Origin of the sequence: Caballeronia sp. SL2Y3 (genome assembly GCF_022879575.1) — a bacterium.
Classification (GTDB): domain Bacteria; phylum Pseudomonadota; class Gammaproteobacteria; order Burkholderiales; family Burkholderiaceae; genus Caballeronia.
Window position 1 is genome coordinate 223,083 of the sequence record NZ_CP084260.1, and the last position, 24,598, is coordinate 247,680.

Consider the following 24,598-nt stretch of genomic DNA (forward strand, 5'->3'; position numbering starts at 1 on the left):
CGCTATGGGCGGTGATGCAAGAAAGCGTTCGGAGAGAGCAGGGACAGCATGATGACCACGACCCAAAACGTCCAGAACACGACATACAGCGTGCTGCCGAGGGCGGTGAGCGTGCACTTGCGGTTCGACAACGTGATCACGGTGAACCATGCCACTCCGGGTCGACGGCACGTGGCGCATCCGACGAGACGGGGAAGCGCAAGCATAAGTCGCTCTTACAGTGATGAATAGCGGCAGAACGAAGCCGGAAATCGATATGAAATCTATAACGATCCGGCCGCGCGACGGGCGCTCTTAATTCACTGCTGCTTTACGGCGAGAGCCCGCCAAAGCTGAGGGTCGGCGCGCTGTTCGCAATCGAGCACACCGGCGAGCCACGCGCCAGCGCGCTATAATCGCTTGTTTTTTAACGCAAAGCTGGCTGCGACATGTCTCTGATCATCACCGACGAGTGCATCAACTGCGACGTCTGCGAGCCCGAGTGCCCCAACGACGCCATTTCGATGGGTACGGACATCTACGTGATCGATCCGAACAAGTGCACGGAATGCGTCGGCCACTTCGACGAACCGCAGTGCCAGCAAGTCTGCCCCGTCGAGTGCATTCCGCGCGATCCGGCGCACGTCGAAACGCCGGAGCAACTGCTCACGAAGTACCACGCGTTGATGGCGGCGAAGGGCCGATAACGCTTAACCGCCGATCAGTTCTTCGAGCGCAGCCGTCAGCGCATCGCATTCGGCGTCCGTGCCGATGGAAATACGCAAATGCTGGTCGATGCGCGGCAGCTTGAAGTGCCGCACGAAAATCTCCCGCTGCCGGAGCGCGGCGGCGAGGGCGGCGGCATCGTGAGCGGGATGCTTCGCGAACACGAAGTTGGCCGCCGAAGGCACCACGTCGAATCCCAGGCTTTGCAAGCGCGCGTTCAGCCTTTCGCGGCTCGCCACGACCTTGCTGCAGCTTTCCTCGAACCACGCGCGATCTTCGTACGACGCGAGCGCCGCCGCTTGGGCGAGCCGATCGAGCGGATACGAATTGAAGCTGTCCTTCACGCGCGTCAGCCCTTCGATCAGCGCCGCATCGCCGAACGCGAAGCCCACGCGCATGCCCGCGAGCGAGCGCGCCTTCGATGTCGTCTGCACGACGAGCAGGTTCGGATACGTGTCGATCAAGCTCACGGCGGATTGCGCGCCGAAATCGACATACGCCTCGTCGATGATCACCGGCACGTCCGGATTCGCCTTCAACAACGCTTCGATGTCCGCGAGCGGCAGCGCGCGGCCGGTCGGCGCGTTCGGGTTCGGCAGCAGCACGCCGCCGTTCGGCGCGCCGTACGCGTCGATATCGACGGCGAAAGCGGCATCGAGCGGAATCGTCTCGTACGCGACGCCGTATAGCTGCGCGTAGACCGGATAGAAGCTGTACGTGATATCGGGAAAGCGGATCGGCAGGTCGCGCTTGAGCAGCGCCTGGAATGCATGCGCGAGGACTTCATCGGAACCGTTGCCCGCGAAAACCTGCTCGACGCGCACGCCGTGGTGCGCGGCCACCGCCTCGCGCAGCGCGCGGGCCGTCGGATCGGGATACTTGCGCAGCGACGCGCCGTCCTCGCCGAGTTCGCGGCGGATCGCCTCGACCACGCGCGGCGACGGCGGATACGGATTTTCGTTCGTGTTCAGCTTGATCGGATGCGTCAGCGCGGGCTGCTCGCCCGGCACATACGGCGTCAGACGGTGAACGATATCGCTCCAGAAACGGCTCACGTTGGGCTCCGGATTCGTGGTCAGGAAGTGCGGTGCAGGTTCATCATCGCGCGCTCGGTCTCGCCCGCGACGACGAAAGGCATGACGGCGAGCGCGCGCTCGATGGACTGGTCGATGACGTCCTGCTCCTCGCGGCGCGGCGGCTTCAGCACGAAATTCGCGACGTCCGGCTTCGCGCCCGTCCGCGCGCCTTCCGGAATCAGATCGCGCGGATGCCCGATGCCGATGCGCAAGCGCCAGTATTGCTGCGACGACAGATGCGCCGAAATGTCCTTGAGCCCGTTGTGGCCGCCGCTGCCGCCGCCGAGCTTCATCTTGACGGTGCCGGGCGGAAGGTCGAGTTCGTCGTGCGCGACGAGAATCTCGTCGGGCAGGATCTTGAAGAATTGCGCGACCGCAACCACCGACTGGCCTGAGCGATTCATGAACGTCTGCGGTTCCAGCAGGTGAATCTCCTGGCCGTGCAGACGCCCTTTGCCGTAGTGCCCGTGAAAGCGCCGTTCCTCGCGCAGCGTCGCGCCGGCATCGCGCGCCAGTTGATCGACGAACCAGAAGCCCGCGTTATGGCGCGTCGCCGTGTATTCGGCGCCCGGATTGCCGAGGCCAACGATCAGCTTGATCATGTCGAATCGTCGCGAGCCGCAGCCCGCGTGTTGTCATGCCAAAAAAAACCCGCCGGGGCTTGCACACCGGCGGGTCACGTCGACCGTTCCGTGAACGGATCGAGAGGATACTACAGCGCCGTCAGGCACCTTGCGAAGCTTAGGCAGCCGGCGTTTCGCCTTCCGCTGCGTCGCCTGCCGCATCCGACTGCTTCGCAGCCGGCACGGTCGCCGATGCCACCACCGGGTTTTCCGCCTCGACGTGCGCGGTCAGCGCGACGCCCTTCGGCAGCGCGATGTCCTTCGCGTGCATCGTCTGGCCGGCTTCGATCTTCGCCAGATCGATTTCGAGGAATTCCGGCAGGTCGCCCGGCAGGCATTCCACTTCCAGTTCGGTGACGACGTGCGAGATCACGGCGCCCGCCAGCTTCACAGCCGGATTCGTTTCCTGGTTCATGAAGTGCAGCGGCACCTTGGTGTGCAGTTTCTTCGTCGCATCGACGCGCTGGAAATCCACGTGCAGCACCAGTTGCTTGAACGGGTGATATTGCACGTCGCGCAGCAGCACTTGCTGCGAGTTGCCACCGACTTCCAGGTCGAGAATCGACGAATGGAACACTTCCTTCTTCAGGGCGTGCCACAGGGCGTTGTGGTCGAGCTCGACCAGTTGAACGTCCGCGTTACCGCCATACACGATACCCGGGGTCTTGCCCGAGTTACGCAGGCGGCGGCTCGCACCCGTACCTTGCTTGCTACGCTCGAAAGCGACGACTTTCATCTTTGACTCCTATAACTGCCCGCGACCAGGCAGGGAAACCGGGATCATCGAAATAGACGATCCCATAACAAACGGCGCGAACCTTCGTACGTTCGCGCCGATCATGCAAGAACGCGAAGCCCGAGCCTCGCGTGTATTGCCAATGCTTTAGCCTTCGGCGAAGAGCGACATCACCGAGTCGCCGCGCCGGATGCGGGAGAACGTCTCCGCGAGCAAGCCTGCGCTCGTCAGCGGACGAATCTTCGGACATGCCAGCGATTCCGCCGACAGCGGAATGGTGTCCGTGACGACGAGTTCGTCCAGTTGCGACGCCGTGAGGCGCTCCGCGGCGCCACCCGACAGGACCGGATGCGTGGCGTAGGCGAAAACCTGCTTCGCGCCGCGATCCTTCAACACTTGCGCGGCCTTGCACAGCGTGCCGGCGGTATCGACCATATCGTCCATGATGACGCAGGTGCGGCCTTCGACTTCACCGATGATGTTCATCACCTCGGCGACGTTCGCCTTCGGACGGCGCTTGTCGATGATTGCCAGATCCGTGTTCATCTGCTTGGCGAGCGCGCGGGCGCGCACGACGCCGCCGACGTCCGGCGACACGATCAGCAGATGATCATGGTTCTGCTTGCGCAGATCGCCGAGCAAAACGGGCGTGGCGTAGATGTTGTCGACGGGAATGTCGAAGAAACCTTGAATCTGGTCGGCGTGAAGGTCCATGGTGATCACGCGATCGACGCCGGCAATTTCCAGCATGTTCGCGACGACCTTCGCCGAGATGGCCACGCGCGCGGAACGCGGACGGCGGTCCTGGCGCGCATAGCCGAAATAGGGGATGGCTGCGGTGATCCGGCCTGCGGATGCGCGCTTGAGCGCATCGACCATGATCATGAGTTCCATCAGGTTATCGTTCGTCGGTGCGCAGGTGGACTGAAGAACGAATACGTCTTTGCCTCGCACGTTTTCCTGGATCTCGACCATGATCTCGCCGTCGGAGAAACGGCTGACCATCGCTTTGCCGAGAGGGATTCCTAGGATCTTGACGACTTCCTGAGCAAGCGCCGGATTTGCGTTGCCAGTAAAAACCATCAGGCCGTCACTGCTCATCGTGCACCTGTCTGCGGCTGGAGGCGTGAGGAAAACGCGAGAAAGAATGGCAGGGGAGGAAGGACTCGAACCCTCGCATGCCGGAATCAAAATCCGGTGCCTTGACCAACTTGGCGACTCCCCTACACTTAACCTTGAATCTTGCCGGGAAGTGTAGGACATACCCGACAAAACTAAATCTATGACGCGAAAGCGAAGAGAGGATGAGAATCCAGACTGCTTGTCACCACGCTCTTCCAGCTTGCCGGCAGCTTGGCTTGCGCCAACTCCGCTTCGGCCTGGCTGGGGAAAGCGGCGAACACGCTTGCTCCAGATCCGGTCATTCGCGCCGGTGCGAGATTGGAAAACCACTCGAGCACCTTTGCAACTTCCGCGTACTTTTCTGCAACTACAGCCTGCATGTCGTTCCGACCGAAGCTGTCTGGCCAGTTAGTGTCTGACCTTTGCTGTGCAAGAAAGTCCATGATTGTGGCGACTTCCGTATTCCGTGTCAAGCTTTTTTCGGAGAAAATCGCCGCGGTCGGAACGTGCACAGCGGGCGTGACTACCAGGAAGAAGCGTTTCGGCAGTTTGACCGCCTGCAGCGCCTCGCCCACACCCTCTGCAAATGCATTTTGCCCGAAGACAAAAAACGGCACGTCCGCGCCGAGTTGCAGGGCGAGATTCTGCAGAGTTTCACGCGAAAGGTCAACTCCCCATAGACGATTCAACGCCAAAAGAGTCGTCGCCGCGTCGGAACTTCCTCCGCCGAGACCCGCGCCCATGGGCAGACGTTTGTCGATCTCGATCTCAACGCCATAGCCGCTGCCCGTGTGCTTCTGGAGCAATCGGGCGGCCCGCACGACGAGATCGTCGTCCTCGGCCACGCCGGGCACCTCGGACTTGCGCGTCACGACGCCGTCTTCTCGGCGCTTGAAGTGAAGGACATCGCCCCAGTCGAGCAGCTGAAAGACGGTTTGCAGCTCGTGATAGCCATCCGGACGACGGCCCGTGATGTGCAAGAACAGATTCAGCTTCGCGGGCGCGAGGCAATCGCGCATCGAATCATTGGAAGAAGACATGCGGCAGGCAAGAAGGCGTTACTGGTCGATGACGAGCTTGATGTCGAGCGGCGGCTCGCTGCGCGTGAGATTGATGCGCTTGACGCCGGCGGCAGGCGGCTCGGCATAGGCCAGGTAGTCGATCGTCCAGCCGTCCTGCTTGATTTCCTTGGGACGGCCGGTGTTCGATTCGGGGTCGAGCGTCGTCTCTGCGCGCGATGTCGGCGCCGCCGACGGTTGCAGCCAGTAGCGCAAGCCTTCGACGGGCAGCGCGAAGCCGAGCGCGTTGCGCATCAGATCCGAGACGTTGTCCGCGTTGAGCGGCTGGCGGTTCGGCAATTCGAGCGTCGCGAGGGAAGGCGAGGACGTGACGATCGCCATGGTCTGCCCGAGCGGATTACGTAACTGAAGCGTGACCGTATCGCCCGTTTCCTGCCAGTCGAAGTTGCCGTAGGCGTTACGCGCGACGCCGTTCTGATCGACGTACTGCACGGCGAAGCGCCCGTGGTACATGCGGCTCGTCTGCGTCGCGAGCGATGTCGAGCCTTCCGACGTAGTCGGCAGGCGCGGTTGAAGGGCACAGCCGGACAGAACGAGCGCGGCGGCCGCCGCGAATCCGAGCGCGCAGCGCCGCGCCCCGGGACGCTTCGCGCCGGCGAAGAAGTCGAATGCCATTAGAGATCGTTCACCTGAAGTCGTTTCAGCGTTTTGACGAGCGTATCGTTGCCCGGTTCGAGCTTCTGAGCCTGCCGCCACGTAGCGCGCGCCTGGTCCTGCTGGCCGGACTCCCACTGCACTTCGCCGAGATGCGCGCCGATTTCCGCGTTCGGCTGAAGGTCATAAGCATTCTTGAGGATCTTCTCAGCTTCGGCTGCGTTTCCTTGGCGGAAGCGCGCCCAGCCGAGACTGTCCATGATGAACGCGTCGTTCGGCGCGAGCGATACCGCCTTCTCGATCAGATGCACCGCTTCGTCGAGCCGCTGATTCCGGTCGACGAGCGAGTACCCGAGCGCGTTGTACGCCTGCGGATTGTTCGGTTGCGTGCGCATCAGCGTGCGCAGTTGCGTTTCCATCACGTCGTAGTGGCCGTTCTTTTCGGCGGCCATCGCGTAGTCGTACACGAGGTCGGGATCGTCCGGAAACGCGGCGACCGCCTTCGCCAGATTTTCCTCGGCTTCCTTATAGCGATGCGCTTCGAAGAGAATCGCGGAATCGGTGCGCGCGAGAAGCGCGAGATCGCGCGGATCCGAGCTTTGCAGGCTGTTGATGAGCGCCCGCGCATCGTCCACCTTGCCCTGCTTCGCAAGCAATTGCGCCCGCGTGATCTGCGCGGGCAAATACTGCTGGCTCGTGCGCGGAATCTTGTCGAGCCACTGCGCGGCGGCGGCTTCATCCTTCTGTTCGAGCGCGAGCTGCGCGAGATAGATATACGCCTGACCGGGGTCCGCGCCCGGCGTGCTTTCGGCAGCCTTCGCGTACTGATTTAGATAGTCCTTCGCCTTGTCGAACTGCTTCTTCTGGATGTCGATGAGCGCGAGCGCCATCAACGGCGTCAGGTCCTTCGAATCGTTCTTGCGCATGATTTCGAACTGCTTCTGCGCGTCGTCGAGCCGGTCGGACGACAGATACAGTTGCGCGAGCGCGAGCCGCGCATCATGCGACTTAGGGTTCTTTGCCAGATACTGCTCGAACGAAGCGATGCCTTCCGCGCGCTCTTGCGGCCCCATGCGCGCGAGCGTCAACGCAGCGGGCAGATAATCGGGCCGCAATTGCAGCGCCTTTTCGAGCGATGCCTTCGCGCCCGGCTGATCGTCCGCGAGCAATTGCTGACGCGCGATCGCGAGTTGCGCTTCCGGGCGATCGCGGTCGTTCGCGGTGAGATCCTTCAGCACGTTGAGGCCGCCCACGCGATTCGGGCCGCGCGCCAGCAGCGCTTGCAGCGACAGAAGCGCCTCGCCGCGCTGCTCGGGCGACACCTTCGCGAGTTCGCGCTCGAGCGTGGGCTTCGCGTCGTCGGGCTTGCCCGCAACGATCAGAAGCGATGCGCTCAACTGCGCCGCGCGCTCCGAATGCGGCGCGAACTGCTGCCAGAGTTGCGCGGACGTGAGCGCGTCGTTCGGGCTTTGCGCGGCAATCGCGATTTCGGTCGCGCGTTGAGCGAAGCGCGGATCGTGCGTGTCGCGGGCGAGCGAGAGGTAAGTCTGGAAAGCGGGCGCGGGCTGTCCGCGCTGCAATGCCACTTCGGCGGCCAGCACCTGAAACACGATCTGGCTCGATACGGCCACGTTCGGCAGGTCTTGTTGCTCCGCGCCGCTGACGGGCGCGGTCAGCGCGTCGGCGGCGGTTTGCACAGCGGAATCGTCGTCGCCTGGAACGGGCGTCGCGTTGGGCGACTGCGCATGCGCGGGTGCAAACGCGAGTGCGGCGAGTGCCAGCGCCACCGCGCCGGCGGCGCGGGACATTGGCATCGCGAACGATTGCGTCAAGCCGGCCTGACGCTTCGCAAACAGCTTCATGACGAACGAGTTCATGGAAATCCAGACGATGTTTCGGTCGATTGTAACGCGGTCGCTAAAATACCGGCACAACCGCTGAAGCAAGTCTCTCTCCAGAAAATGCCCGAACTTCCGGAAGTCGAAGTCACCCGCCGGGGAATCGAACCCTACGTCGCGGGAAGGCGCGTCGAGCATGTCGACGTTCGCACGCCCGCGCTGCGCTGGCCCATCCCGAAGCATCTCGCGAAGACGCTCGGGCATCTGAAAATCGAGAAGGTCGAGCGGCGCGGCAAGTATTTGTTGTTCGAGACCGCCGAAGGCTGGCTCATCGTTCATCTCGGGATGACCGGGACGCTGCGCGTGCTGCGCAACGTGCCGCGGCCGCCGGACGCGGCGAAGCACGATCACGTCGATCTGATCTTCGACGAATTCATTCTGCGTTTTCGCGATCCGCGTCGCTTCGGCGCGATTCTCTGGCATCCGCGCGAAGACGGCGACGTGCTCGCGCATCCGCTGCTTGCGAGTCTGGGCGTCGAGCCGTTCTCGCCAGAGTTCTCGGGCGCGCTGCTGTTTCGCGAGACGCGCGGGCGCAAGGTCTCGGTGAAGCAGGCGCTGCTCGCGGGCGGCATCGTCGTGGGCGTCGGCAACATTTATGCGTCGGAGAGCCTCTTCCGCGCGGGCATCCGGCCGACGACCGCCGCTGGCCGCATCTCGCTCGTGCGCTACGATCTGCTCGCGGATGCGGTGCGCGTGACGCTCGCCGCGGCCATCGACAAAGGCGGCAGCACGCTGCGCGATTTCGTCGGCAGCAATGGCGAATCGGGATACTTTCAGCTCGACTACTTCGTCTATGATCGCGCGGGTCTGCCGTGCCACGTCTGCGGCACGGCGATCCGCCAAATCGTCCAGGGACAGCGTTCGACTTACTTTTGTCCGCGCTGCCAACGCTAAATCCGATGCTTGCACTCACCGATTTCTCTGCGCGCCTGATCGCGTGGCAACGCATTCACGGCCGTCACGATCTGCCGTGGCAAAACACGCGGGACGCCTATCGCATCTGGCTTTCCGAGATCATGCTGCAGCAGACGCAGGTATCGACCGTCATTCCGTACTACGCGCGCTTTCTCGAACGCTTCCCGAGCGTGACCGCGCTCGCGGATGCGCCGATCGACGACGTCATGGCGCTGTGGGCCGGTCTCGGCTACTACTCGCGGGCGCGCAATCTGCATCGCTGCGCGCAGGTCGTCGCGCACGAGCATGGCGGCGAATTTCCCCAAACTGTCGATGAACTCGCGGAGTTGCCGGGCATCGGTCGCTCGACGGCGGCGGCCATCGCGTCGTTCGCATTCGGCGCGCGCGCGACGATTCTCGATGGCAACGTGAAGCGCGTGCTGGCCCGCGTCTTCGGCGTGGAAGGCTTTCCGGGCGAGAAGCGCGTCGAGAACGCGATGTGGACGCTGGCTGAATCGCTCTTGCCCGACGCCGCGGACAAGAACGAAGTCACCGCCTACACGCAGGGCCTGATGGACCTCGGCGCGACGCTCTGCGTGCGCGGCAAGCCGGACTGCGCGCGGTGTCCGTTCGCTGCGGATTGCGTCGCGAATGTCGAAGGGCGGCAGCGCGAACTGCCGGCGGCGCGCCCGAAGAAGACGGTGCCGACGCGCAAGACGTGGATGCTGGTGCTGAAGGACGGCGATTCGATTCTGCTGGAAAAGCGCCCGCCGACGGGCATCTGGGGCGGATTGTGGAGCCTGCCCGAAGCGCCCGACGAGGCGGCGCTCGCCGCAGTCGCGCAAGACAACGGCTGCGAGGCGGACTTGCAGCGCCTGACGCCCTTCTCGCACACGTTCACGCACTTCAAGCTCGACATCGAGCCGCGCCTCGGCGAAATGCGCGGCGCGACGCCGGAAGCAAAGGACGCGCGCACCGTATGGGCGCCGCTGTCTAGCATCGATTCGTTCGGCGTGCCCGCGCCCGTGCGCAAGCTGCTCGACGCGCTGACCGGCACGCTGCTCTAAAGCAGTTGATGGTGCTGCATGTAGTGATGCACGACGTCGATGCGCGCGCCCGCGTCGAGCAGTTCCATCAGCTTCTGGCGGGAGCGCATGGGAATCGGCAGGATTTCCGAGAGCCGGTTGGAGACCCACGTGGGATCGTCCAGCAGAAACGGCTCGATGAACGGCAGGTTCTCCGGCTCGCGCGTCTTGATGGCCTCGATGATCCGTTCGAGCACTTCCGCGCACGCGCCGAACTTGGCGAGCGCCTCCGCGCCTTGCAACGGCCGGTCGTCGCCATATAGCTCGGCGGTGCCGACGAGCAGATTGCTCGCCTCCACGCGATGCGAAAGCAGCCGGAACCGCTCCGTGCCGCGCGCCTGCACGAGCAGCAGCCCGAAGGTATCCACATCGCATTCGATGATTTCCGCGAGACAGCCCACGTTCTCGGGCACCGACGGCTCACCCGGCGACGCGATCTCGTGCCCGCTCTTCAGAAGACACACGCCGAACGGCGTCTTTTCGCGCAGGCAGCCGCGCGCCATGTCGAGATAGCGCGCCTCGAAGATCTTGAGCGGCAGAAGCCCGCCGGGGAAAAGCACCGTGTGCAGCGGAAACAGCGGCACGTCGAAGAGAACGGGATTCGCGGGATTCGCGGGATTCGAGGACATCGCACCCCTCCAGGGTGGACCGCCTGCGCGGCGATCAGGTTCGCGTGGTGCTCGCGCTCTCATCCACGGGAATGGGCGCGTCACGATGCCGCACGATCACGGTTGCAGCGTCGCGAAAGCGCGCGGCGAGCGCCTCCGCGATATACACCGAGCGATGCTGCCCGCCCGTGCAGCCGATTGCGACGGTCAGATAGCTGCGGTTGTCGTCGCGAAAACGCGGCAGCCATTTGCCGACGAAGCCGTCGATATCGTCGATCATTTCGCCGACCATCGGCTGAGCCGAGAGATAGTCGATGATCGGCTGATCGCGGCCGGTGAACGGGCGCAACTCGCGGTCGTAGTACGGGTTCGGCAGCGTGCGCACGTCGAAGACGAGATCGGCGTCGAGCGGCACGCCGCGCTTGAATCCGAACGATTCGAACATCAGCGTGAGATCGGCGGCGTCGGTTTCGACGAAGCGCCGCACCCACGCGCGCAGCACGTTCGCACGCAGGTTGCTCGTGTCGATCTGATGCCCGTATTCCGCGAGTCCCGCGACGAGTTCGCGCTCCCGCTCGATGGCTTCGCCAAGCGAATTCAGCACGCCCACGCTCGCGTCGTGCCCCGGAGGACCGGACAGCGGATGACGGCGGCGTGTTTCGGAGAAGCGTTGAATGAGCGCCTGCGTGCTGGCGTTGAGAAACAGCACGCGCAGGTCGTAGGCTTTCGTGAGGTTGTCGATGATGGACGGAACTTCGTCGAGCGACAGGCTCGAACGGGCGTCGATCGCGACGGCGAGACGCTGCTGCCCCTCGCTCGCGAGATACGCGGCGAGTTCGGGCAGAAAGCGCGGAGGCAGGTTGTCGACGCAGTAGTAGCCGCCGTCTTCGAGCGCGTTGAGCGCGACGGACTTGCCGGAGCCGGAAATGCCGGTAATCAGGATGATACGCATGGAAGTGTGCTCGTTCGCTTCATCTTAGCACCTGCGTATCGTACGGACTTCGTGCGGATTCCGTGAAGACGCGCGGGCTTCAGACGAGTTTGCCGGGAAACTGGCTGTCCGGGTCCTGCATGGCAAGCCGCTGACGGTCCATGAAATCGCGCAAGGTGTCGATGCCGCGCAATTGCAGAATCGTGTTGCGCACTGCCGCTTCCACCAGTACAGCAAGGTTGCGGCCTGCGGCGACCTGAATCGTCACTTTGCTGATGGGCAGGCCGAGCACATCGACGGTCTGGCTTTCGAGCGGCAGGCGCTGGAATTCGCCGTCCGGGCGGCGCACGAGCTGCACGATCAGCTTGAGCTTCATCTTCCGGCGCACCGCGGTCTCCCCGAAGATGGTCTTGATATCGAGCAGGCCGAGGCCGCGCACTTCCAGCAGGTTTTGCAGGAGCGGCGGGCAGCGTCCCTCGACGAAATCCGGACCGAGACGCACGAAATCGACGGCGTCGTCGGCAACGAGTCCGTGGCCGCGGCTGATAAGTTCGAGGCCGAGTTCGCTTTTGCCGAGGCCGGAATCGCCCGTCAGCAGCACGCCCATGCCGAGAATGTCGATGAACACGCCGTGCAGCGTGGCGCGCGGCGCGAGAATCCGCGACATATACGCGCGCAGACTGTCGATGACGGCCGCCGCCGACATGCGCGTGGTGAAAAGCGGCGTCGACGAGCGCGTGCAGCGAAGCACGAGTTCGGGCGGCGCGCCCACTTCGCCCGCTACGACCAGGAACGGCGGCTCCAGCGCGATCAGCTCGGCCATGTGGCGCGAGCGGTCTTCGTCGGATTGGCGCTGGTAGTAGTTGATCTCGGCGTCGCCCAGCACCTGAATGCGGTTCGGGTGAATGAGATTCAGGTGGCCGACGAGGTCGGCGCTCGACGTTGCGTTCGCCACCGTTTCGCTCGAAAACCCGCGTTCCCAGCCTTCGTGCCCGGTGAGCCAGCTGAGTTTCAGAGCGGCGGCGTTGTCGTCGAAAATACTTTGGGCGTTGATGCTGGACGTATCCATGAGGCCGGAACTCCGTTGGAAGCCGGGAGCAGCCTTCGCGTGACGAAGCCTGAGCTTCGATTCGCCGCATGGCGCTGCGTGTGACCGATTGTGCCGCAGAAGCACCGCGCACGCGAGACGCGTCAAAAGCGCGCGAGCGGCGCGGCGCGCTCGGTGCGTTTTTCAGAAGCGGTGGCCCGCGTCTAAGAAGCGATTACGGTTGCCATTGCGTGAGCACCTGGTACAGCGCCTCACGGTTCTCTTCCTTGTGCAGACGCTCGCGCGCTTCGCTGTCGGAGAGCAGTTGCGCGATCTCCGACAAAATTTCGAGGTGCTGCTGCGTAGCCTGTTCGGGCACGAGCAGGAAGATGAGGAGCGACACCGGCTGACCGTCGGGCGATTCGAACGCGACAGGCTCGGCCAGGCGCACGAAGGCAGCGAGCGGCTGCTTCAGCCCCTTGATGCGGCCATGCGGAATGGCGACGCCTTCGCCGAGCCCGGTGGAACCCAGGCGCTCGCGGGCGAAGAGGTTGTCGGTGACGATGCTGCGGGCGATGCCGTTCTGGTTCTCGAAGATCAGGCCCGCTTGCTCGAATACACGCTTCTTGCTGGTGACGGACAGTCCGAGAACCACGTTCTCGATGGGAAGAAATTTGGCTAAACGATTCATGTTGGCAGGCTGATGCGTGGCCTGATAGCTCCTCATCGTGGCTGCTGTCTGAAAGCGCTCACGGCGATGGTGATACGGAAGATGCGCTTGCGGCGTTCCCTGCGGCGTTCCCGTACTGCGGACCCCGATCATAACCGGCTCATTATAGAACAGGGGACAGCGCAATGGTGCAGCGCGCCATTGCAGTCGCCGCATTCGAATGTGCAGTACAAAGCTCGGAAAATCAATGCTTTGTGCCACGCTGTCATGCACTATGCAACAAAAACGCCGCCAATGGGCGGCGTTTGTCCGAAGCGGGCGTTTCTCTGGCGCTTTTACATTCGAGGAATGCCTCGAATTGCGCCCGCCGATGGCCGGCGGGCTGCGTCGTTTAGCGCGCCTGCCGCTCAGGGCGAGGGCGCTTCCAGGCCGTGCGCTTCTTCGCGGTACTTCGCGGCTTCGTGTGCGTGACCCTGGATCTTGTCCTTGTGGCGAATGACCTGGCGATCCAGCTTGTCGACCATCAGGTCGATGGCGGCGTACATATCAGCGTCACAACTCTCGATGAAAATGTCCTTGCCCTTCAGGTGCAGATTGATTTCCGCCTTGTTGCGCTTGTCCTTGTCCCTATGAGTGTCGACCGAGAGGACAACGTTGCCATCCATCACCTGATCAAAATGACGGAGCACTCTGTCCAGCTTCGTGATCACAAACTCGCGCAACGCAGGCGTCAATTCGAGGTGGTGTCCACTGATCTTCAGATTCATAGTTGCTCTCCAAGCTAAGGGCCGTTGAACCACGGCGGCTCGTCCGATACCGGTCGGCTACGCGTCCCGCCGTGCACGATGTTTGTACGCGCAAGGAACGGGCCGCTTGGCCGGCTCGTCCGCGCTTTCGCGATTGCGGCCGGTAAAAGTCCACCGCGGTATGCGGTGAACCACAGAGACGGGTCAAAGAGACTTGCGCAGATTGACTGCGGGGATTTTCAGCGCCTCGCGGTATTTGGCGACGGTGCGCCGCGCGACCACGAAGCCTTGTTCCGCCAGCAGTTCGGCGATGCGGCTGTCTGAAAGAGGCGTTTTCGGGTCTTCCGCTCCTATCAGTTGCTTGATGAGGGCCCGGATCGCCGTGGAGGATGCGGCGCCGCCCGTGTCGGTGGAAACGTGCGATCCAAAGAAGTACTTAAATTCAAGCGTCCCGAATGGGGTGAGCATGTACTTCCCGGTGGTCACACGAGAAACCGTCGATTCGTGTAAACCCAGCGTATCAGCAATCTCCCGCAAAACCAAGGGCCGCATGGCGATTTCACCATGCGCAAAAAAGTTCTTCTGACGCTCGACAATTGCCTGCGCGACGCGAAGAATCGTCTCGAAGCGCTGCTGGATATTCTTGATCAGCCAGCGTGCTTCCTGAAGCTGTTGACGCAGCGAACCACTGCCCGGATCGCCACGGTTGTTGCGCAAAATGTTCGCGTACAGATGGTTGATCCGCAGCCGCGGCACGATCTCCGGGTTCAGCTCCGCGGTCCATCCGCTCGCGGATTTGCGCACCAGAATGTCCGGCACCACGTAGTCCGCTTCGCTCTTGCCGTATGCGGCGCCGGGAAACGGCTCCAGCGACCGGATCAGCACATGCGCGTCTCTCAGCGCGTCGTCGCTTGCCTTCAGTTGCTTGCGCAAGCGCGTGAAGTCGCGCGCGGCGAGCAGTTCCAGATGGTTCGTGACGATATCGAGCGCGAGCGTGCGCGTGGGCGATGCATCGAGCCGCAGCAATTGCAGCTTCAGACACTCCGACGCCGACCGGCCGCCGACACCCGGCGGGTCGAAACTCTGGAGCAAGGCTAATGCCGCGCTGAGTTCGTCGACATCGACTTCGAGTTCGTCCGGCAAATCTGCCTGAATTTCTTCCAGCGACGACGTGAGATACCCGTCCTCATCCAGCGATTCGATCAGAAACGTGATCAGCGCGCGGTCGCGCTGGTTCGCCTGCGTCATGCGCAGTTGCGCGGTGAGATGGTCGCGCAGCGTCGTTGTCGATTCGTGGATTTGCAGCGGCGGGAGGTCGTCGTCGTCGGAGGCGTTGCTCGAACGGCCGTAGTCTTCCAAATTCCAGTTGCTCGAATCCGTGCCGCCGTCGGATGAAAGGCCGTTGTACTCATCGACGCCCTGCGGCTCGCTGCTTTCCGATCGTTCGGAGCTCGACGAACTGGAAGTCGAGCCGTTGCTCATCATCGGCTCGGGGGCGGCGCTGCTCGCGCCGGCCGTGGCAATCAGCGAGCCGTCTGCGGCCACGCGAAGGGGGCTCGCGATCCAGTCGTCGTCGTTTTCCAGCAGCGGGTTTTGCGCGACGGCCATCGCCACTTCCTGCTGCAGTTCGAGCGTCGACAACTGCAGCAGCCGGATGGACTGCTGCAGTTGCGGGGTGAGCGCAAGATGCTGCGATAGGCGAAGTTGGAGGCTGGCTTTCATGGCAAAGTTTTATTTCATTGTAGAGAGTTTGCCACGCGCGCGAAACCTCGCGGCCCAACCAAAAAAGCGCGTGCCGCCTCGAGGGCGGCACGTAAGTTTTGCTGTCTTCGCACGGGAGATGCGGTAATCCGCCGCATCGCCGAGCGCCGGATCGCGCTGACGCTACATGCGGAAATGCTCGCCGAGATAGACGCGCCGCACGTTCTCATTCTCGATGATCTCGCTCGGCGCGCCGGCCGCGAGCACGCTGCCGTCGCTGATGATGTAAGCGTGGTCGCAAATGCCGAGCGTCTCGCGCACGTTGTGGTCCGTGATCAGCACGCCGATGTTGCGCTGCTTCAGAAACTTCACGATCTTCTGGATTTCCAGCACGGCGATCGGATCGACGCCGGCGAAGGGTTCATCGAGCAGAATGAAGCTGGGATTCGTCGCGAGCGCCCGTGCGATTTCCACGCGCCGCCGCTCGCCGCCCGACAGCGAGAGCGCCGGATTTTCACGCAGATGCGCGATTTGCAGTTCGTCGAGCAGGGCCTCCGCGCGCTGCGTGATGGCATCCTTCGACAGTCGCTTGCCCGACGCGTCCGTTTGCAGTTCCAGCACGGCGCGAATGTTCTGCTCGACGGTGAGCTTGCGGAACACGGACGCTTCCTGCGGCAGATACGACAGGCCGAGATGCGCGCGCTGATGGATCGGCAGCAGGCTGATGGATTTGCCGTCGAGATCGATTTCGCCCGCGTCGAGCGGCACGAGGCCGACGATCATATAGAACGACGTGGTCTTGCCCGCGCCGTTCGGGCCGAGCAGACCGACGACTTCGCCGCTCTTCACGTCGAGCGAGACGTCTTTCACGACGGTGCGCGAACCGTACCGCTTCTTCAGGTTGCGGACGACGAGCGAACTCGACTTGCCGTCCGGCTTGCTTGGGGACAGGGCGGGCGAATTCACTGCTGCGGCGTTCCTTGAATGGTGTTCGACGGCGCGAGGGTCGCGGGCGAGCCGTTGAGCGGCGCGGCGCCGCCGGAGCGGGGCGCGAGCATCGCGCGGACGCGGCCGCTCGGGTTGCCTGGACCGGCCACGTCCTTGCCGGCGCTCGCCGTGTAGAAGTCTTTCTGCCCGTCGTAGGTGATGACGCTGCCGCGCACTTCGTCCTGAACCGTGGTCAGACCTTGCAGGCGGCGCACCACGGCGCGCGTCGTGAGCTTGGTGAAGTCGTTCTTGCCGTCATAGTCGATGCGCACGGCATTGCCTTCGATGTATTCGTCGACGCCGTCGCGCTTCTGGCGGAAGTACGACAGATTGCTGCCGGTGGACGTGCCGGTCGCGTACTGATAGCCCTGCGGATCCTGCGTGACTTCCACGCGATCCGCCTTGATGACGATGGTGCCCTTGGTCGCGACGACGTGACCGGTGAAGACGTTCTTCTGATTCAGATCGTCGTAGGACATGTTGTCCGCTTCGATGTTGAGCGGCTTGTCGCGGTCGGCTTTTTCGGCGTGCGCGGCGGGCGCGAAGCCCGCGAGCGGCAGCGCGACGAGCGCGGCGGCGGCTGCGGCCAGCGCGGCCCGCATCACACGCCTCACGCGCGCGGTGGTGCGATGCGCGAACGTCGCGCCCGCGGGGCCGCCATCGGGACAAGGGAAGCTGTGGTTCATGCAGTCAAGATCAGGATGGAATGCCGGGTTCACTTGGAGGAGCCGCCATTGATATCCGTGGCCGCGATCGCGCCGCGCACGTTACCGAAGAGCTTCATTTCCCGGGTGACGTTGTTGTAGTTCATGCCGTTGGCGGTCATCACCGACGGACCGCGCTGAAGTTTAACCGGCTTTTCCGTTTCGATGACATCGTCGTTCACCAGCACGCGAAAATGCTGCGAATCCGCCTGCATCTGCGGATCGCCGTAACCGGCCGCGCGCAGGATGCGGGCGTTGTCGTAGAGATCGACGATCGACACGTCGCCGTTCACCGTGCCGCGCTGCGCCGTGGCCGTCACGATTGGCTTTTGCGGCTGGAACATGCGCACGGCGGGCAGCGTCAGGTCGCTGTTCTCGTCGTCCTCGTAATGGACCATGGATTTCGCCGTCAGCCGGTATTGCGTCGTGCCGGTGGAATCCAGTTCGGAGACGGAGAAGTTATCCGCGAAGTAGTCGGGCGTGTGACGTTTAGGCTGCTCGGGCGCCTGCGGCGCGGACGGCAGCGTGGCCTGCAGCAGCCAGTACGTGATGCCCGCGAGCGCCGCCATAGCCAGAAGCGGCAACAGCGAAGTGAGGCGTCGGGTGGGCGGCATGGCGTCAGTCTCCGAGCGCCGCCGCGAGCAGCGCGTCATAGCGATTCTGTGCGCGGAGAATCGCATCGCACACTTCGCGCACGGCGCCGTGGCCGCCGCGTGCTTCGGTTACCCAATGCACGCGCTCTTTCACTTCCGCATGCGCGTTGGCCGGCGCGGCGGCGAATCCGCAGCGGCGCATGACGGCGAGATCGGGCCAGTCGTCGCCCATGTAGCCGCATTCGGCGGCGGCGATGCCGGTCGCGTCGAGCAATTGCGCGAGCGCCACCGTCTTGTCCGCGACGCCCTGATAAAGATGCGTGATGCCCAGTTCCTTCGCCCGCGCCGCGACGATTCCCGACTGCCGCCCGGTGATGATCGCCGTCTGCACGCCGATGCGTTCGAGCAGCTTCACGCCGTGGCCGTCGAGCGAATTGAACGACTTCATGGTGTCGCCTTCGGCGCTGAAGTACAGGCTGCCGTCGGTGAAAACGCCGTCGATATCGAACACCATGAGCTTGATGCGGCTCGCGCGCTCGGCGGGGAAAGGCTTCTGCGCCATCAGATTACCTTCTTGGAGAAGAGGTCGTGCATGTTCAGTGCGCCGATCAGCGTCGCATCGGCGTCGACGACCAGCATCTGATTGATGCGATGGCGCTCCATCAGTTCCACGGCTTCCACCGCGAGATGGTCCGGACCGATGGTGCGCGGATTGCGCGTCATCACGTCCGCGAGCTTGAGCGAGCGGAAATCGCCGTCGCGCTGGAGAATGCGGCGCAGGTCGCCGTCCGTGAAGATGCCTTCCACGTGACGATTGCCGTTGATGACCGCCGTCATGCCCATGCGCTTCGCGGTGATCTGAAAGAGGGCGTCTGAAACAGTTGCGTCGAGCGGCACGACGGGAACCTCGTCGCCCACGCGCATGACGTCGCGCACGTAGGTCAGCAAACGCCGGCCGAGCGCGCCGCCGGGATGCGAACGCGCGAAGTCGTCGGGGCCGAAGCCGCGTGCGTCGAGGACCGCGACGGCGAGCGCGTCGCCGAGCGCCAACGCGGCGGTCGTGCTGGCGGTCGGCGCGAGGTTCATCGGGCAGGCTTCTTTTTCGACGCGTGCGTTCAGGTGCATGTCCGCGAGTTGCGCGAGGCTCGACTCCGGACGGCCGGTAATGGCGATGAGTTTCGCGCCGAGGCGCTTGATGAGCGGGAGAATGGCGACGAGTTCTTCGGTCTCGCCGGAGTTCGATAGCGCGATGAAGATGTCGTCGGCGGTGACCATGCCGAGATCGCCGTGGCTCGCTTCGGCCGGATGCACGAAAAACGCCGGCGTGCCGGTGGACGCAAGCGTGGCGGCGAACTTGCGCGCGACGTGTCCCGACTTGCCGATACCCGACACGACCACGCGGCCGCGACAGCCGAGCAGGGCTTCGACCGCGTTGGTGAAGTTGTCGTCGAGAAGGTCCGAGAGACCGCGAACCGCGTCCGCTTCAATCTGGATTACGCTGCGAGCCAGCGCCAGTGCCCGGTCGCCATTGATTTTCGCTATCATTCGCGGAGTATAGCAAAGGCGTTTCTTCGCCGCGCCTTACGGTGCGCGGCGCGCCGCCGCTTATCCGCCCCCGCGAGCCCTGGCAAAAGGGGCTTCCCACGACACCGAAAACGCCGCGCCGGACACGTATCGGCGCGCTGACGACGAGGACGCTGGACGGATGACTTCCCCGCTCGAAATGACGCTGTTGTTGCTGCTGTGTTCGGTGGCGGGCGTCGTCGTATTTCGTTTCTTCAACTTGCCGCCGATGCTCGGTTATCTGGCCGTCGGCATTATCGTCGGTCCGCACGCGGCCGGTATCGCACCGGATACCGAGCGCGCGCAGCACCTCGCCGAATTCGGCGTCGTGTTTCTGATGTTCTCCATCGGTCTCGAATTCTCGCTTGCGAAGCTGCGCTCGATGCGGCGTATCGTCTTCGGGCTCGGCGCGAGCCAGGTCGGCGCGACGATCGTCTTCGCGCTCGTCGCCGGGTGGCTCGCGCAGTTCTGGACCACCATGTCGTGGCAGGCGAGCTTCGCGCTCGGCGGCGCGCTGTCCATGTCGTCCACCGCGATCGTGAGCAAGCTGCTCGCGGAGCGGCTCGAACTTGAATCGGAGCACGGCCGCAATATCTTTGGCGTGCTGCTGTTTCAGGATCTCGCGGTCGTGCCGCTCCTCATCATCATCGCGGCATTCGCTAACGGCAATTCGTCGCAACTCGTGATGTGGCTCGGCATCGCGGCGGTAAAGATCGTCGTCGCGCTGACGGTTTTGCTGTTCCTCGGCCAGAAGTTCATGACGCGCTGGTTCGACCTCGTCGCGCGGCGGCGCTCGCAAGAGCTGTTCATGCTGAACCTGCTGCTGGTGACGCTCGGCGCGGCGTTCATCACGGACAAGTTCGGGCTGTCGCTCGCGCTCGGCGCGTTCATCGCGGGCATGTTGATCGCGGAAACGCCGTACCGGCATCAGGTGGAAGAAGACATCAAGCCGTTTCGCGACGTGCTGCTCGGCGTGTTCTTCGTGACGACGGGCATGCTGCTGAATCCGCGCGTGATCTGGGAGCACCCGCTTCTCGTGCTCGCGTTCTTCGTCGTGCCCATTTTGCTGAAAGCCGTGATGATCACCGGCCTCGCGCGCCTGTTCGGCTCGCCGCCCGGCGTCGCCATGCGCACCGGGCTCGGGCTCGCGCAGGCGGGGGAATTCGGCTTCGTGCTCCTGAACCTCATTCGGGACTCGCATCTGGTCGACGCCACCATCCTTCAGGCGCTCCTTTCCGCGATGCTGCTCTCGATGCTCGCCGCGCCGTTCATCATTCAGAACGCGGATCGAATCGTGCTGCGGCTGTCGTCGACGGAATGGATGCTGCAATCGCTGCAAATGACGAAGATCGCGACGCAAAGTCTCAAGCAGAGCGGCCACGTCATTATTTGCGGCTACGGCCGCGCCGGGCAGAACCTCGCGCGAATGCTGGAACAGGAAGGCATTTCGTACGTGGCGCTCGATCTCGACCCGGATCGCGTGGCGGCTGCCGCGGCGGCGGGCGAATCGGTCGTCTTCGGCGATGCCGGGCGGCGTGAATCGCTGGTCGCGGCGGGGCTGAACCGCGCGGCGACGGTCGCGATCACGTACGCGAACACGCCGTCCGCGATGCGCGTGCTGCACAACATCCACGAACTCGCGCCGACGCTGCCGGTGATCGTGCGCACGGTGGACGACGCCGATCTCGAAAAGCTGACCGCCGCGGGCGCGACGGAAGTAATTCCGGAGATCGTCGAAGGCAGTCTGATGCTCGCCTCGCATACGCTCGTGCTGATGGGCGTGCCGATGCGCCGCGTCGTGCGGCGCGTGGAAGAAATGCGCGATGCGCGCTACAGCCTGTTGCGCGGCTATTTCCACGGCGCGGACGATCTGGACGACGACGATGGCCACGAGCAGGTGCGGCTACAATCCGTACCGATCGACGAACATTCGGAGGCGGTCGGGCATTCGCTCGACGATCTCGGTCTCGTCGGCAACGGTGTCGAAGTGACCGCCATTCGCCGTCATGGCATCCGGGGCGTCCAGCCGGACCCCGAAACCAGGCTCCGCGCGAACGACATCGTCGTGTTGCGCGGCCTGCCCGAAGTGCTCGCGCAGGCCGAGGAACGGCTTTCGCGCAATCGCCGGGCAGCCTAAGTTCTCTTCATCAGGCAAGCGCGGCCTCACAGCGCGGATTTCGGAGAAGTCATGTCCACCATTTCATCGAGCGCTTCGTCTGCATCGTCAGATGCGGCGCGGTTCATCAAGGAGCGCGTGCGCACGGTCGAAGACTGGCCGCAAGCCGGCGTCCAGTTCCGCGATATCACGCCCGTTCTGCAGGACCGCCGCGCGCTGCGCACGCTCATCGACCTGTTCGTGCAGCGTTATATCGACGCGAACCTGAGCGTCATCGCGGGCATGGATGCACGCGGGTTCATCATCGGGCCGATTCTCGCGTACGAGCTGAGTCTCGGTTTCGTGCCCATTCGCAAGAAGGGCAAGCTGCCGTACAAGACGCTCTCGCAGTCGTACGAGCTGGAATACGGCAGCGCGACGGTCGAGATTCACGAGGACGCGTGCCAGCCCGGCGACCGCGTCGTGATCGTCGACGATCTCGTGGCGACCGGCGGCACGATGATGGCCGGCAAGATTCTGCTGGAGCGGCTCGGCGCGAAGGTCGTCGAAGCGGCCGCGATCATCGACTTGCCCGATCTCGGCGGCTCCAAGCTGCTGCGCGACGGCGGCTTGCCGCTCTACACGGTCTGCGAGTTCGGAGGCCATTGATGCCGAACATACTTTTGTTTCTCGCGACGTCGGTCGCAATCACCATCGCGCCGGGGCCTGACAATCTGCAAGTGCTCGCGCGCGGCATCTCGCAAGGCCGGCTCGCGGGCGTCGTCGCGGCGCTGGGTTTCGCGTGCGGCGTGATCTTTCATACGACGCTCGCCGCTCTGGGCGTTGCGGCGCTCTTGCGCTCGTCACCGCTCGCGTTTCAGGCGGTGAAGCTCGCGGGCGCGGCGTACCTCGTGTGGATCGGCATCAAGGCGCTGCGCAGCCACGGCCTCGCGACGGCGCACGCGCGCCCGAGTCAGCCGCTGTCGACCGTGTTTCGGCAGAGCGTGCTCGGCAACATGCTCAATCCGAAGGTCACGCTGTTCTTTATCGTGTTCCTGCCGCAGTTCGTCGATCCGCATGGCGCGCAAAGCGTGATGCTGCAAATGTTCGAGCTGGGCGGCGTGTTCATGTTGCAGACGGTCGCCGTGTTTTCGCTCTTCGGCATCGGCGCGGGGATGATCGGCGCGTGGCTCAAGCGCCGTCCGCGCGTGGGCGTCTGGCTCGACCGGCTCGCGGGCATGACGTTTATCGTGCTCGGCATTCGCGTGGCGCTGCGCGACTGATTTCGCTTTTCGCACGGCGCGCACGCGTCGGTCTTTCTTTGCCACGGTCCCGCCGGAGCCTTCATGACTTTGCCTTGCCTCGTCGCCGCCCGCCGCTTCGACGCCGCCGCGCACGTGCCGTTCTTCATCGGCGATGAACGCGTCGGCTGGATTCGCAGGACGGATGTCGACTTGCTCGCGCGCTGGCCGGAAACGTTCGTGGTCGGCGACGCCGACGTGCGCCTGAATCCGTCGCTCGGCGGTATCGACGCGCGCACCGCGGCGCTCGCCACCGTCATCGCCGCGCTGCACGCCGAGGGCATCATTCCCGGCTGGCGCGACGAAACCTACGCGATCCGCAATCATTTCGACGCCGCGCCGCTCGCGTTCATCGAGCGCGCGGCGTCGCGCTTCTTCGGCACGATCACTTACGCGGTGCATGTGAACGGCATCGTAAAATATCGGGATAGCGCGCCGCGGCTCTGGATCGCGCGGCGCAGCCACACCAAGTCGACCGATCCCGGCATGCTGGACAACGTGGTGGCGGGCGGCGTCGGCTGGGGTTACGGGCTGATGCCGACGCTCGCCAAGGAGTGCTGGGAAGAAGCGGGAATGCCCGAAAAACTGGCCATGACCGCGACGCCCGGCGGCACGTTCCACGTACTGCAATCAGCGCCGGAAGGCACGCAGGCGGAACAGATCTTCGTGTACGACATCGCGCTGCCGCCGGACTTCACGCCGCGCAATCAGGATGGAGAAGTCGCCGAGCATCGCGAGGCGAGCATCGACGAAGTCGCGCGCTGGATCGAAGAAGGCGAGATGACCGTCGATGCGAGCCTCGCCACGCTCGACTGCCTGCTGCGCCATCGCTGGATCGACGAAGACGCCTGCCAGGGCATCGAGGCGCTCTACGCGCCGCCGCCCGTTTGAACATCGAGCATCAACGCATTGAGGAAGGAGTAACCGGTTCATGTCGACCGAACATAGTTTTATCCTGAAGTTGTCGTGCCCGGACCGGCCGGGAATCGTGCATGCCGTCTCCGGTTTTCTGTTCGATCTCGGCGCGAACATTCTGGATTCGGCGCAATTCGGCGACAGCCGCACCGGCGAATTCTTCATGCGGGTGCATTTTCAGGAAGTGGGCGGCGATCCCGGCCTCGAGGCGCTGCGCAAGTCGTTCGCCACGCTCGCCGATGAGTTCGGCATGCGCTGGGAATTGCACGATGCATTGGCGAAGCCGCGCGTCGTCATCATGGTGTCGAAAATCGGCCATTGCCTGAACGATCTGCTGTTCCGCTATCGCACGGGACAATTGCAGATCGAGATTCCGGCGATCGTTTCGAACCACAAGGATTTTTATCAGCTCGCCGCGAGCTACGACATTCCGTTCCATCACTTGCCGCTCAACGGCGGCACCGCGCAGGCGAAGGCCGCGCAGGAAGCGCGCGTGATGGAGATCATCGACCAGCACGATACCGATCTCGTCGTGCTCGCGCGCTACATGCAGATTCTGTCGCCGGACATGTGCGACAAGCTCGCCGGCCGCGCGATCAACATTCACCATTCGTTTCTGCCGAGCTTCAAGGGCGCGAAGCCGTACTATCAGGCGTTCGATCGCGGCGTGAAGCTGATCGGCGCGACCGCGCACTATGTGACGACGGATCTCGACGAAGGCCCGATCATCGAGCAGGAAGTGGAACGCGTGGACCACAGCATGACGCCGGATCAGTTGACGGCGATCGGCCGCGACGTCGAGTGCGTGACGCTCGCGCGCGCGGTGAAATGGCATGTGGAGCATCGGATCGTGCTCAACGGAAGCAAGACGGTCGTGTTCCGCTAGACGCTGCTAGGTGCCATAAAGTAAGAAAGCCCGCTGATCTTCGGATCGAGCGGGCTTCT

The 24,598-nt window shown here is 63.7% G+C and carries 27 protein-coding genes and 1 tRNA gene; 8 read left to right on the forward strand and 20 right to left on the reverse strand.

The window, feature by feature from the left end:
• Positions 1 to 2: 2 nt before the first annotated feature.
• Positions 3 to 155, reverse strand: a complete 153-nt coding sequence (locus LDZ26_RS01105) for a hypothetical protein (RefSeq protein ID WP_244847794.1) — start codon at positions 153 to 155, stop codon at positions 3 to 5.
• Positions 156 to 428: 273 nt separating this feature from the next.
• On the opposite strand from LDZ26_RS01105, the gene LDZ26_RS01110 reads away from it, so the two are divergent.
• Positions 429 to 686, forward strand: a complete 258-nt coding sequence (locus LDZ26_RS01110) for a YfhL family 4Fe-4S dicluster ferredoxin (RefSeq protein ID WP_159835144.1) — start codon at positions 429 to 431, stop codon at positions 684 to 686.
• Between the two features lie 3 nt (positions 687 to 689).
• Here the strand turns inward: LDZ26_RS01110 and hisC are convergent, their stop codons facing one another.
• The 8 genes from hisC to LDZ26_RS01150 all read right to left on the reverse strand — a co-directional run bounded on the left by hisC (position 690) and on the right by LDZ26_RS01150 (position 7,812).
• A complete protein-coding gene (hisC, locus tag LDZ26_RS01115; protein ID WP_244847795.1) occupies positions 690 to 1,760 on the reverse strand; it encodes a histidinol-phosphate transaminase in 1,071 nt (356 codons plus the stop codon).
• A gap of 20 nt (positions 1,761 to 1,780) precedes the next feature.
• The gene (pth, locus tag LDZ26_RS01120; protein ID WP_244847796.1) at positions 1,781 to 2,383 is read right to left on the reverse strand and encodes an aminoacyl-tRNA hydrolase; all 603 of its coding nucleotides are present in this window, start codon (positions 2,381 to 2,383) and stop codon (positions 1,781 to 1,783) included.
• A 139-nt stretch (positions 2,384 to 2,522) separates the two neighbouring features.
• Positions 2,523 to 3,140 (reverse strand): 50S ribosomal protein L25/general stress protein Ctc, encoded by a 618-nt coding sequence (locus LDZ26_RS01125; RefSeq protein WP_244847797.1) that lies wholly within the window; start codon positions 3,138 to 3,140, stop codon positions 2,523 to 2,525.
• Between the two features lie 147 nt (positions 3,141 to 3,287).
• On the reverse strand, positions 3,288 to 4,241 hold the full coding sequence (locus LDZ26_RS01130; RefSeq protein WP_244847798.1) for a ribose-phosphate pyrophosphokinase: 954 nt from the start codon (positions 4,239 to 4,241) through the stop codon (positions 3,288 to 3,290).
• 47 nt (positions 4,242 to 4,288) lie between these two features.
• Positions 4,289 to 4,365, reverse strand: a tRNA-Gln gene (locus tag LDZ26_RS01135).
• Between the two features lie 55 nt (positions 4,366 to 4,420).
• On the reverse strand, positions 4,421 to 5,302 hold the full coding sequence (ispE, locus tag LDZ26_RS01140; RefSeq protein WP_244847799.1) for a 4-(cytidine 5'-diphospho)-2-C-methyl-D-erythritol kinase: 882 nt from the start codon (positions 5,300 to 5,302) through the stop codon (positions 4,421 to 4,423).
• 18 nt (positions 5,303 to 5,320) lie between these two features.
• Complete coding sequence (gene lolB / locus LDZ26_RS01145; RefSeq protein ID WP_244847800.1) at positions 5,321 to 5,956, reverse strand: lipoprotein insertase outer membrane protein LolB; 636 nt, start codon at positions 5,954 to 5,956, stop codon at positions 5,321 to 5,323.
• Positions 5,956 to 7,812: a tetratricopeptide repeat protein gene (locus LDZ26_RS01150; protein WP_244847801.1), complete on the reverse strand. Its 1,857-nt coding sequence runs from the start codon at positions 7,810 to 7,812 to the stop codon at positions 5,956 to 5,958. Before LDZ26_RS01150 ends, lolB begins: the two co-directional genes overlap by 1 nt.
• Positions 7,813 to 7,896: 84 nt before the next feature.
• Between LDZ26_RS01150 and mutM the strand changes: the two genes are divergently transcribed.
• Positions 7,897 to 8,727 (forward strand): bifunctional DNA-formamidopyrimidine glycosylase/DNA-(apurinic or apyrimidinic site) lyase, encoded by an 831-nt coding sequence (gene mutM / locus LDZ26_RS01155; protein WP_244847803.1) that lies wholly within the window; start codon positions 7,897 to 7,899, stop codon positions 8,725 to 8,727.
• Between the two features lie 5 nt (positions 8,728 to 8,732).
• A complete protein-coding gene (mutY, locus tag LDZ26_RS01160) occupies positions 8,733 to 9,794 on the forward strand; it encodes an A/G-specific adenine glycosylase (protein ID WP_244847804.1) in 1,062 nt (353 codons plus the stop codon).
• Here the strand turns inward: mutY and LDZ26_RS01165 are convergent.
• From LDZ26_RS01165 to kdsD, 11 genes are all read right to left on the reverse strand, one after another.
• Positions 9,791 to 10,441, reverse strand: coding sequence for an LON peptidase substrate-binding domain-containing protein (locus LDZ26_RS01165; protein ID WP_244847805.1), 651 nt, complete (start codon positions 10,439 to 10,441; stop codon positions 9,791 to 9,793). The two genes, mutY and LDZ26_RS01165, sit on opposite strands and share 4 nt — an antisense overlap.
• Before the next feature lie 34 nt (positions 10,442 to 10,475).
• On the reverse strand, positions 10,476 to 11,372 hold the full coding sequence (gene rapZ / locus LDZ26_RS01170; protein WP_244847806.1) for an RNase adapter RapZ: 897 nt from the start codon (positions 11,370 to 11,372) through the stop codon (positions 10,476 to 10,478).
• 79 nt (positions 11,373 to 11,451) lie between these two features.
• Positions 11,452 to 12,420 (reverse strand): HPr(Ser) kinase/phosphatase, encoded by a 969-nt coding sequence (hprK, locus tag LDZ26_RS01175; protein ID WP_244847807.1) that lies wholly within the window; start codon positions 12,418 to 12,420, stop codon positions 11,452 to 11,454.
• Positions 12,421 to 12,613: 193 nt separating this feature from the next.
• The gene (gene ptsN / locus LDZ26_RS01180; protein ID WP_244847809.1) at positions 12,614 to 13,069 is read right to left on the reverse strand and encodes a PTS IIA-like nitrogen regulatory protein PtsN; all 456 of its coding nucleotides are present in this window, start codon (positions 13,067 to 13,069) and stop codon (positions 12,614 to 12,616) included.
• 386 nt (positions 13,070 to 13,455) lie between these two features.
• Complete coding sequence (gene hpf, locus LDZ26_RS01185; RefSeq protein WP_159835157.1) at positions 13,456 to 13,815, reverse strand: ribosome hibernation-promoting factor, HPF/YfiA family; 360 nt, start codon at positions 13,813 to 13,815, stop codon at positions 13,456 to 13,458.
• Between the two features lie 183 nt (positions 13,816 to 13,998).
• Positions 13,999 to 15,516 (reverse strand): RNA polymerase factor sigma-54, encoded by a 1,518-nt coding sequence (locus tag LDZ26_RS01190; protein WP_244847810.1) that lies wholly within the window; start codon positions 15,514 to 15,516, stop codon positions 13,999 to 14,001.
• A 162-nt stretch (positions 15,517 to 15,678) separates the two neighbouring features.
• Entirely contained in the window at positions 15,679 to 16,461 is a 783-nt protein-coding gene (gene lptB, locus LDZ26_RS01195; protein WP_244847812.1) for an LPS export ABC transporter ATP-binding protein, read from the reverse strand.
• A complete protein-coding gene (gene lptA / locus LDZ26_RS01200; protein WP_244847813.1) occupies positions 16,458 to 17,168 on the reverse strand; it encodes a lipopolysaccharide transport periplasmic protein LptA in 711 nt (236 codons plus the stop codon). The genes lptB and lptA overlap by 4 nt, the downstream gene beginning before the upstream one ends.
• A gap of 29 nt (positions 17,169 to 17,197) precedes the next feature.
• Positions 17,198 to 17,800 carry an LPS export ABC transporter periplasmic protein LptC gene (gene lptC, locus LDZ26_RS01205; RefSeq protein WP_244847815.1) on the reverse strand — a complete coding sequence of 201 codons (603 nt, stop codon included), beginning with the start codon at positions 17,798 to 17,800 and terminating at the stop codon, positions 17,198 to 17,200.
• Positions 17,801 to 17,804: 4 nt separating this feature from the next.
• The gene (locus LDZ26_RS01210; RefSeq protein ID WP_244847817.1) at positions 17,805 to 18,341 is read right to left on the reverse strand and encodes an HAD family hydrolase; all 537 of its coding nucleotides are present in this window, start codon (positions 18,339 to 18,341) and stop codon (positions 17,805 to 17,807) included.
• Positions 18,341 to 19,324: an arabinose 5-phosphate isomerase KdsD gene (kdsD, locus tag LDZ26_RS01215; RefSeq protein WP_175939340.1), complete on the reverse strand. Its 984-nt coding sequence runs from the start codon at positions 19,322 to 19,324 to the stop codon at positions 18,341 to 18,343. Before kdsD ends, LDZ26_RS01210 begins: the two co-directional genes overlap by 1 nt.
• A gap of 160 nt (positions 19,325 to 19,484) precedes the next feature.
• Between kdsD and LDZ26_RS01220 the strand changes: the two genes are divergently transcribed.
• From LDZ26_RS01220 to purU, 5 genes are all read left to right on the forward strand, one after another.
• Entirely contained in the window at positions 19,485 to 21,479 is a 1,995-nt protein-coding gene (locus LDZ26_RS01220; RefSeq protein ID WP_244847818.1) for a cation:proton antiporter, read from the forward strand.
• Between the two features lie 51 nt (positions 21,480 to 21,530).
• Entirely contained in the window at positions 21,531 to 22,106 is a 576-nt protein-coding gene (locus tag LDZ26_RS01225; protein WP_284502812.1) for an adenine phosphoribosyltransferase, read from the forward strand.
• Positions 22,106 to 22,720, forward strand: a complete 615-nt coding sequence (locus LDZ26_RS01230) for a LysE family translocator (protein ID WP_244847819.1) — start codon at positions 22,106 to 22,108, stop codon at positions 22,718 to 22,720. The genes LDZ26_RS01225 and LDZ26_RS01230 overlap by 1 nt, the downstream gene beginning before the upstream one ends.
• Positions 22,721 to 22,783: 63 nt before the next feature.
• Positions 22,784 to 23,629, forward strand: a complete 846-nt coding sequence (locus tag LDZ26_RS01235) for an NUDIX hydrolase family protein (protein ID WP_244847820.1) — start codon at positions 22,784 to 22,786, stop codon at positions 23,627 to 23,629.
• A 40-nt stretch (positions 23,630 to 23,669) separates the two neighbouring features.
• A complete protein-coding gene (gene purU / locus LDZ26_RS01240; protein WP_244847822.1) occupies positions 23,670 to 24,539 on the forward strand; it encodes a formyltetrahydrofolate deformylase in 870 nt (289 codons plus the stop codon).
• Positions 24,540 to 24,598 lie beyond the last annotated feature (59 nt).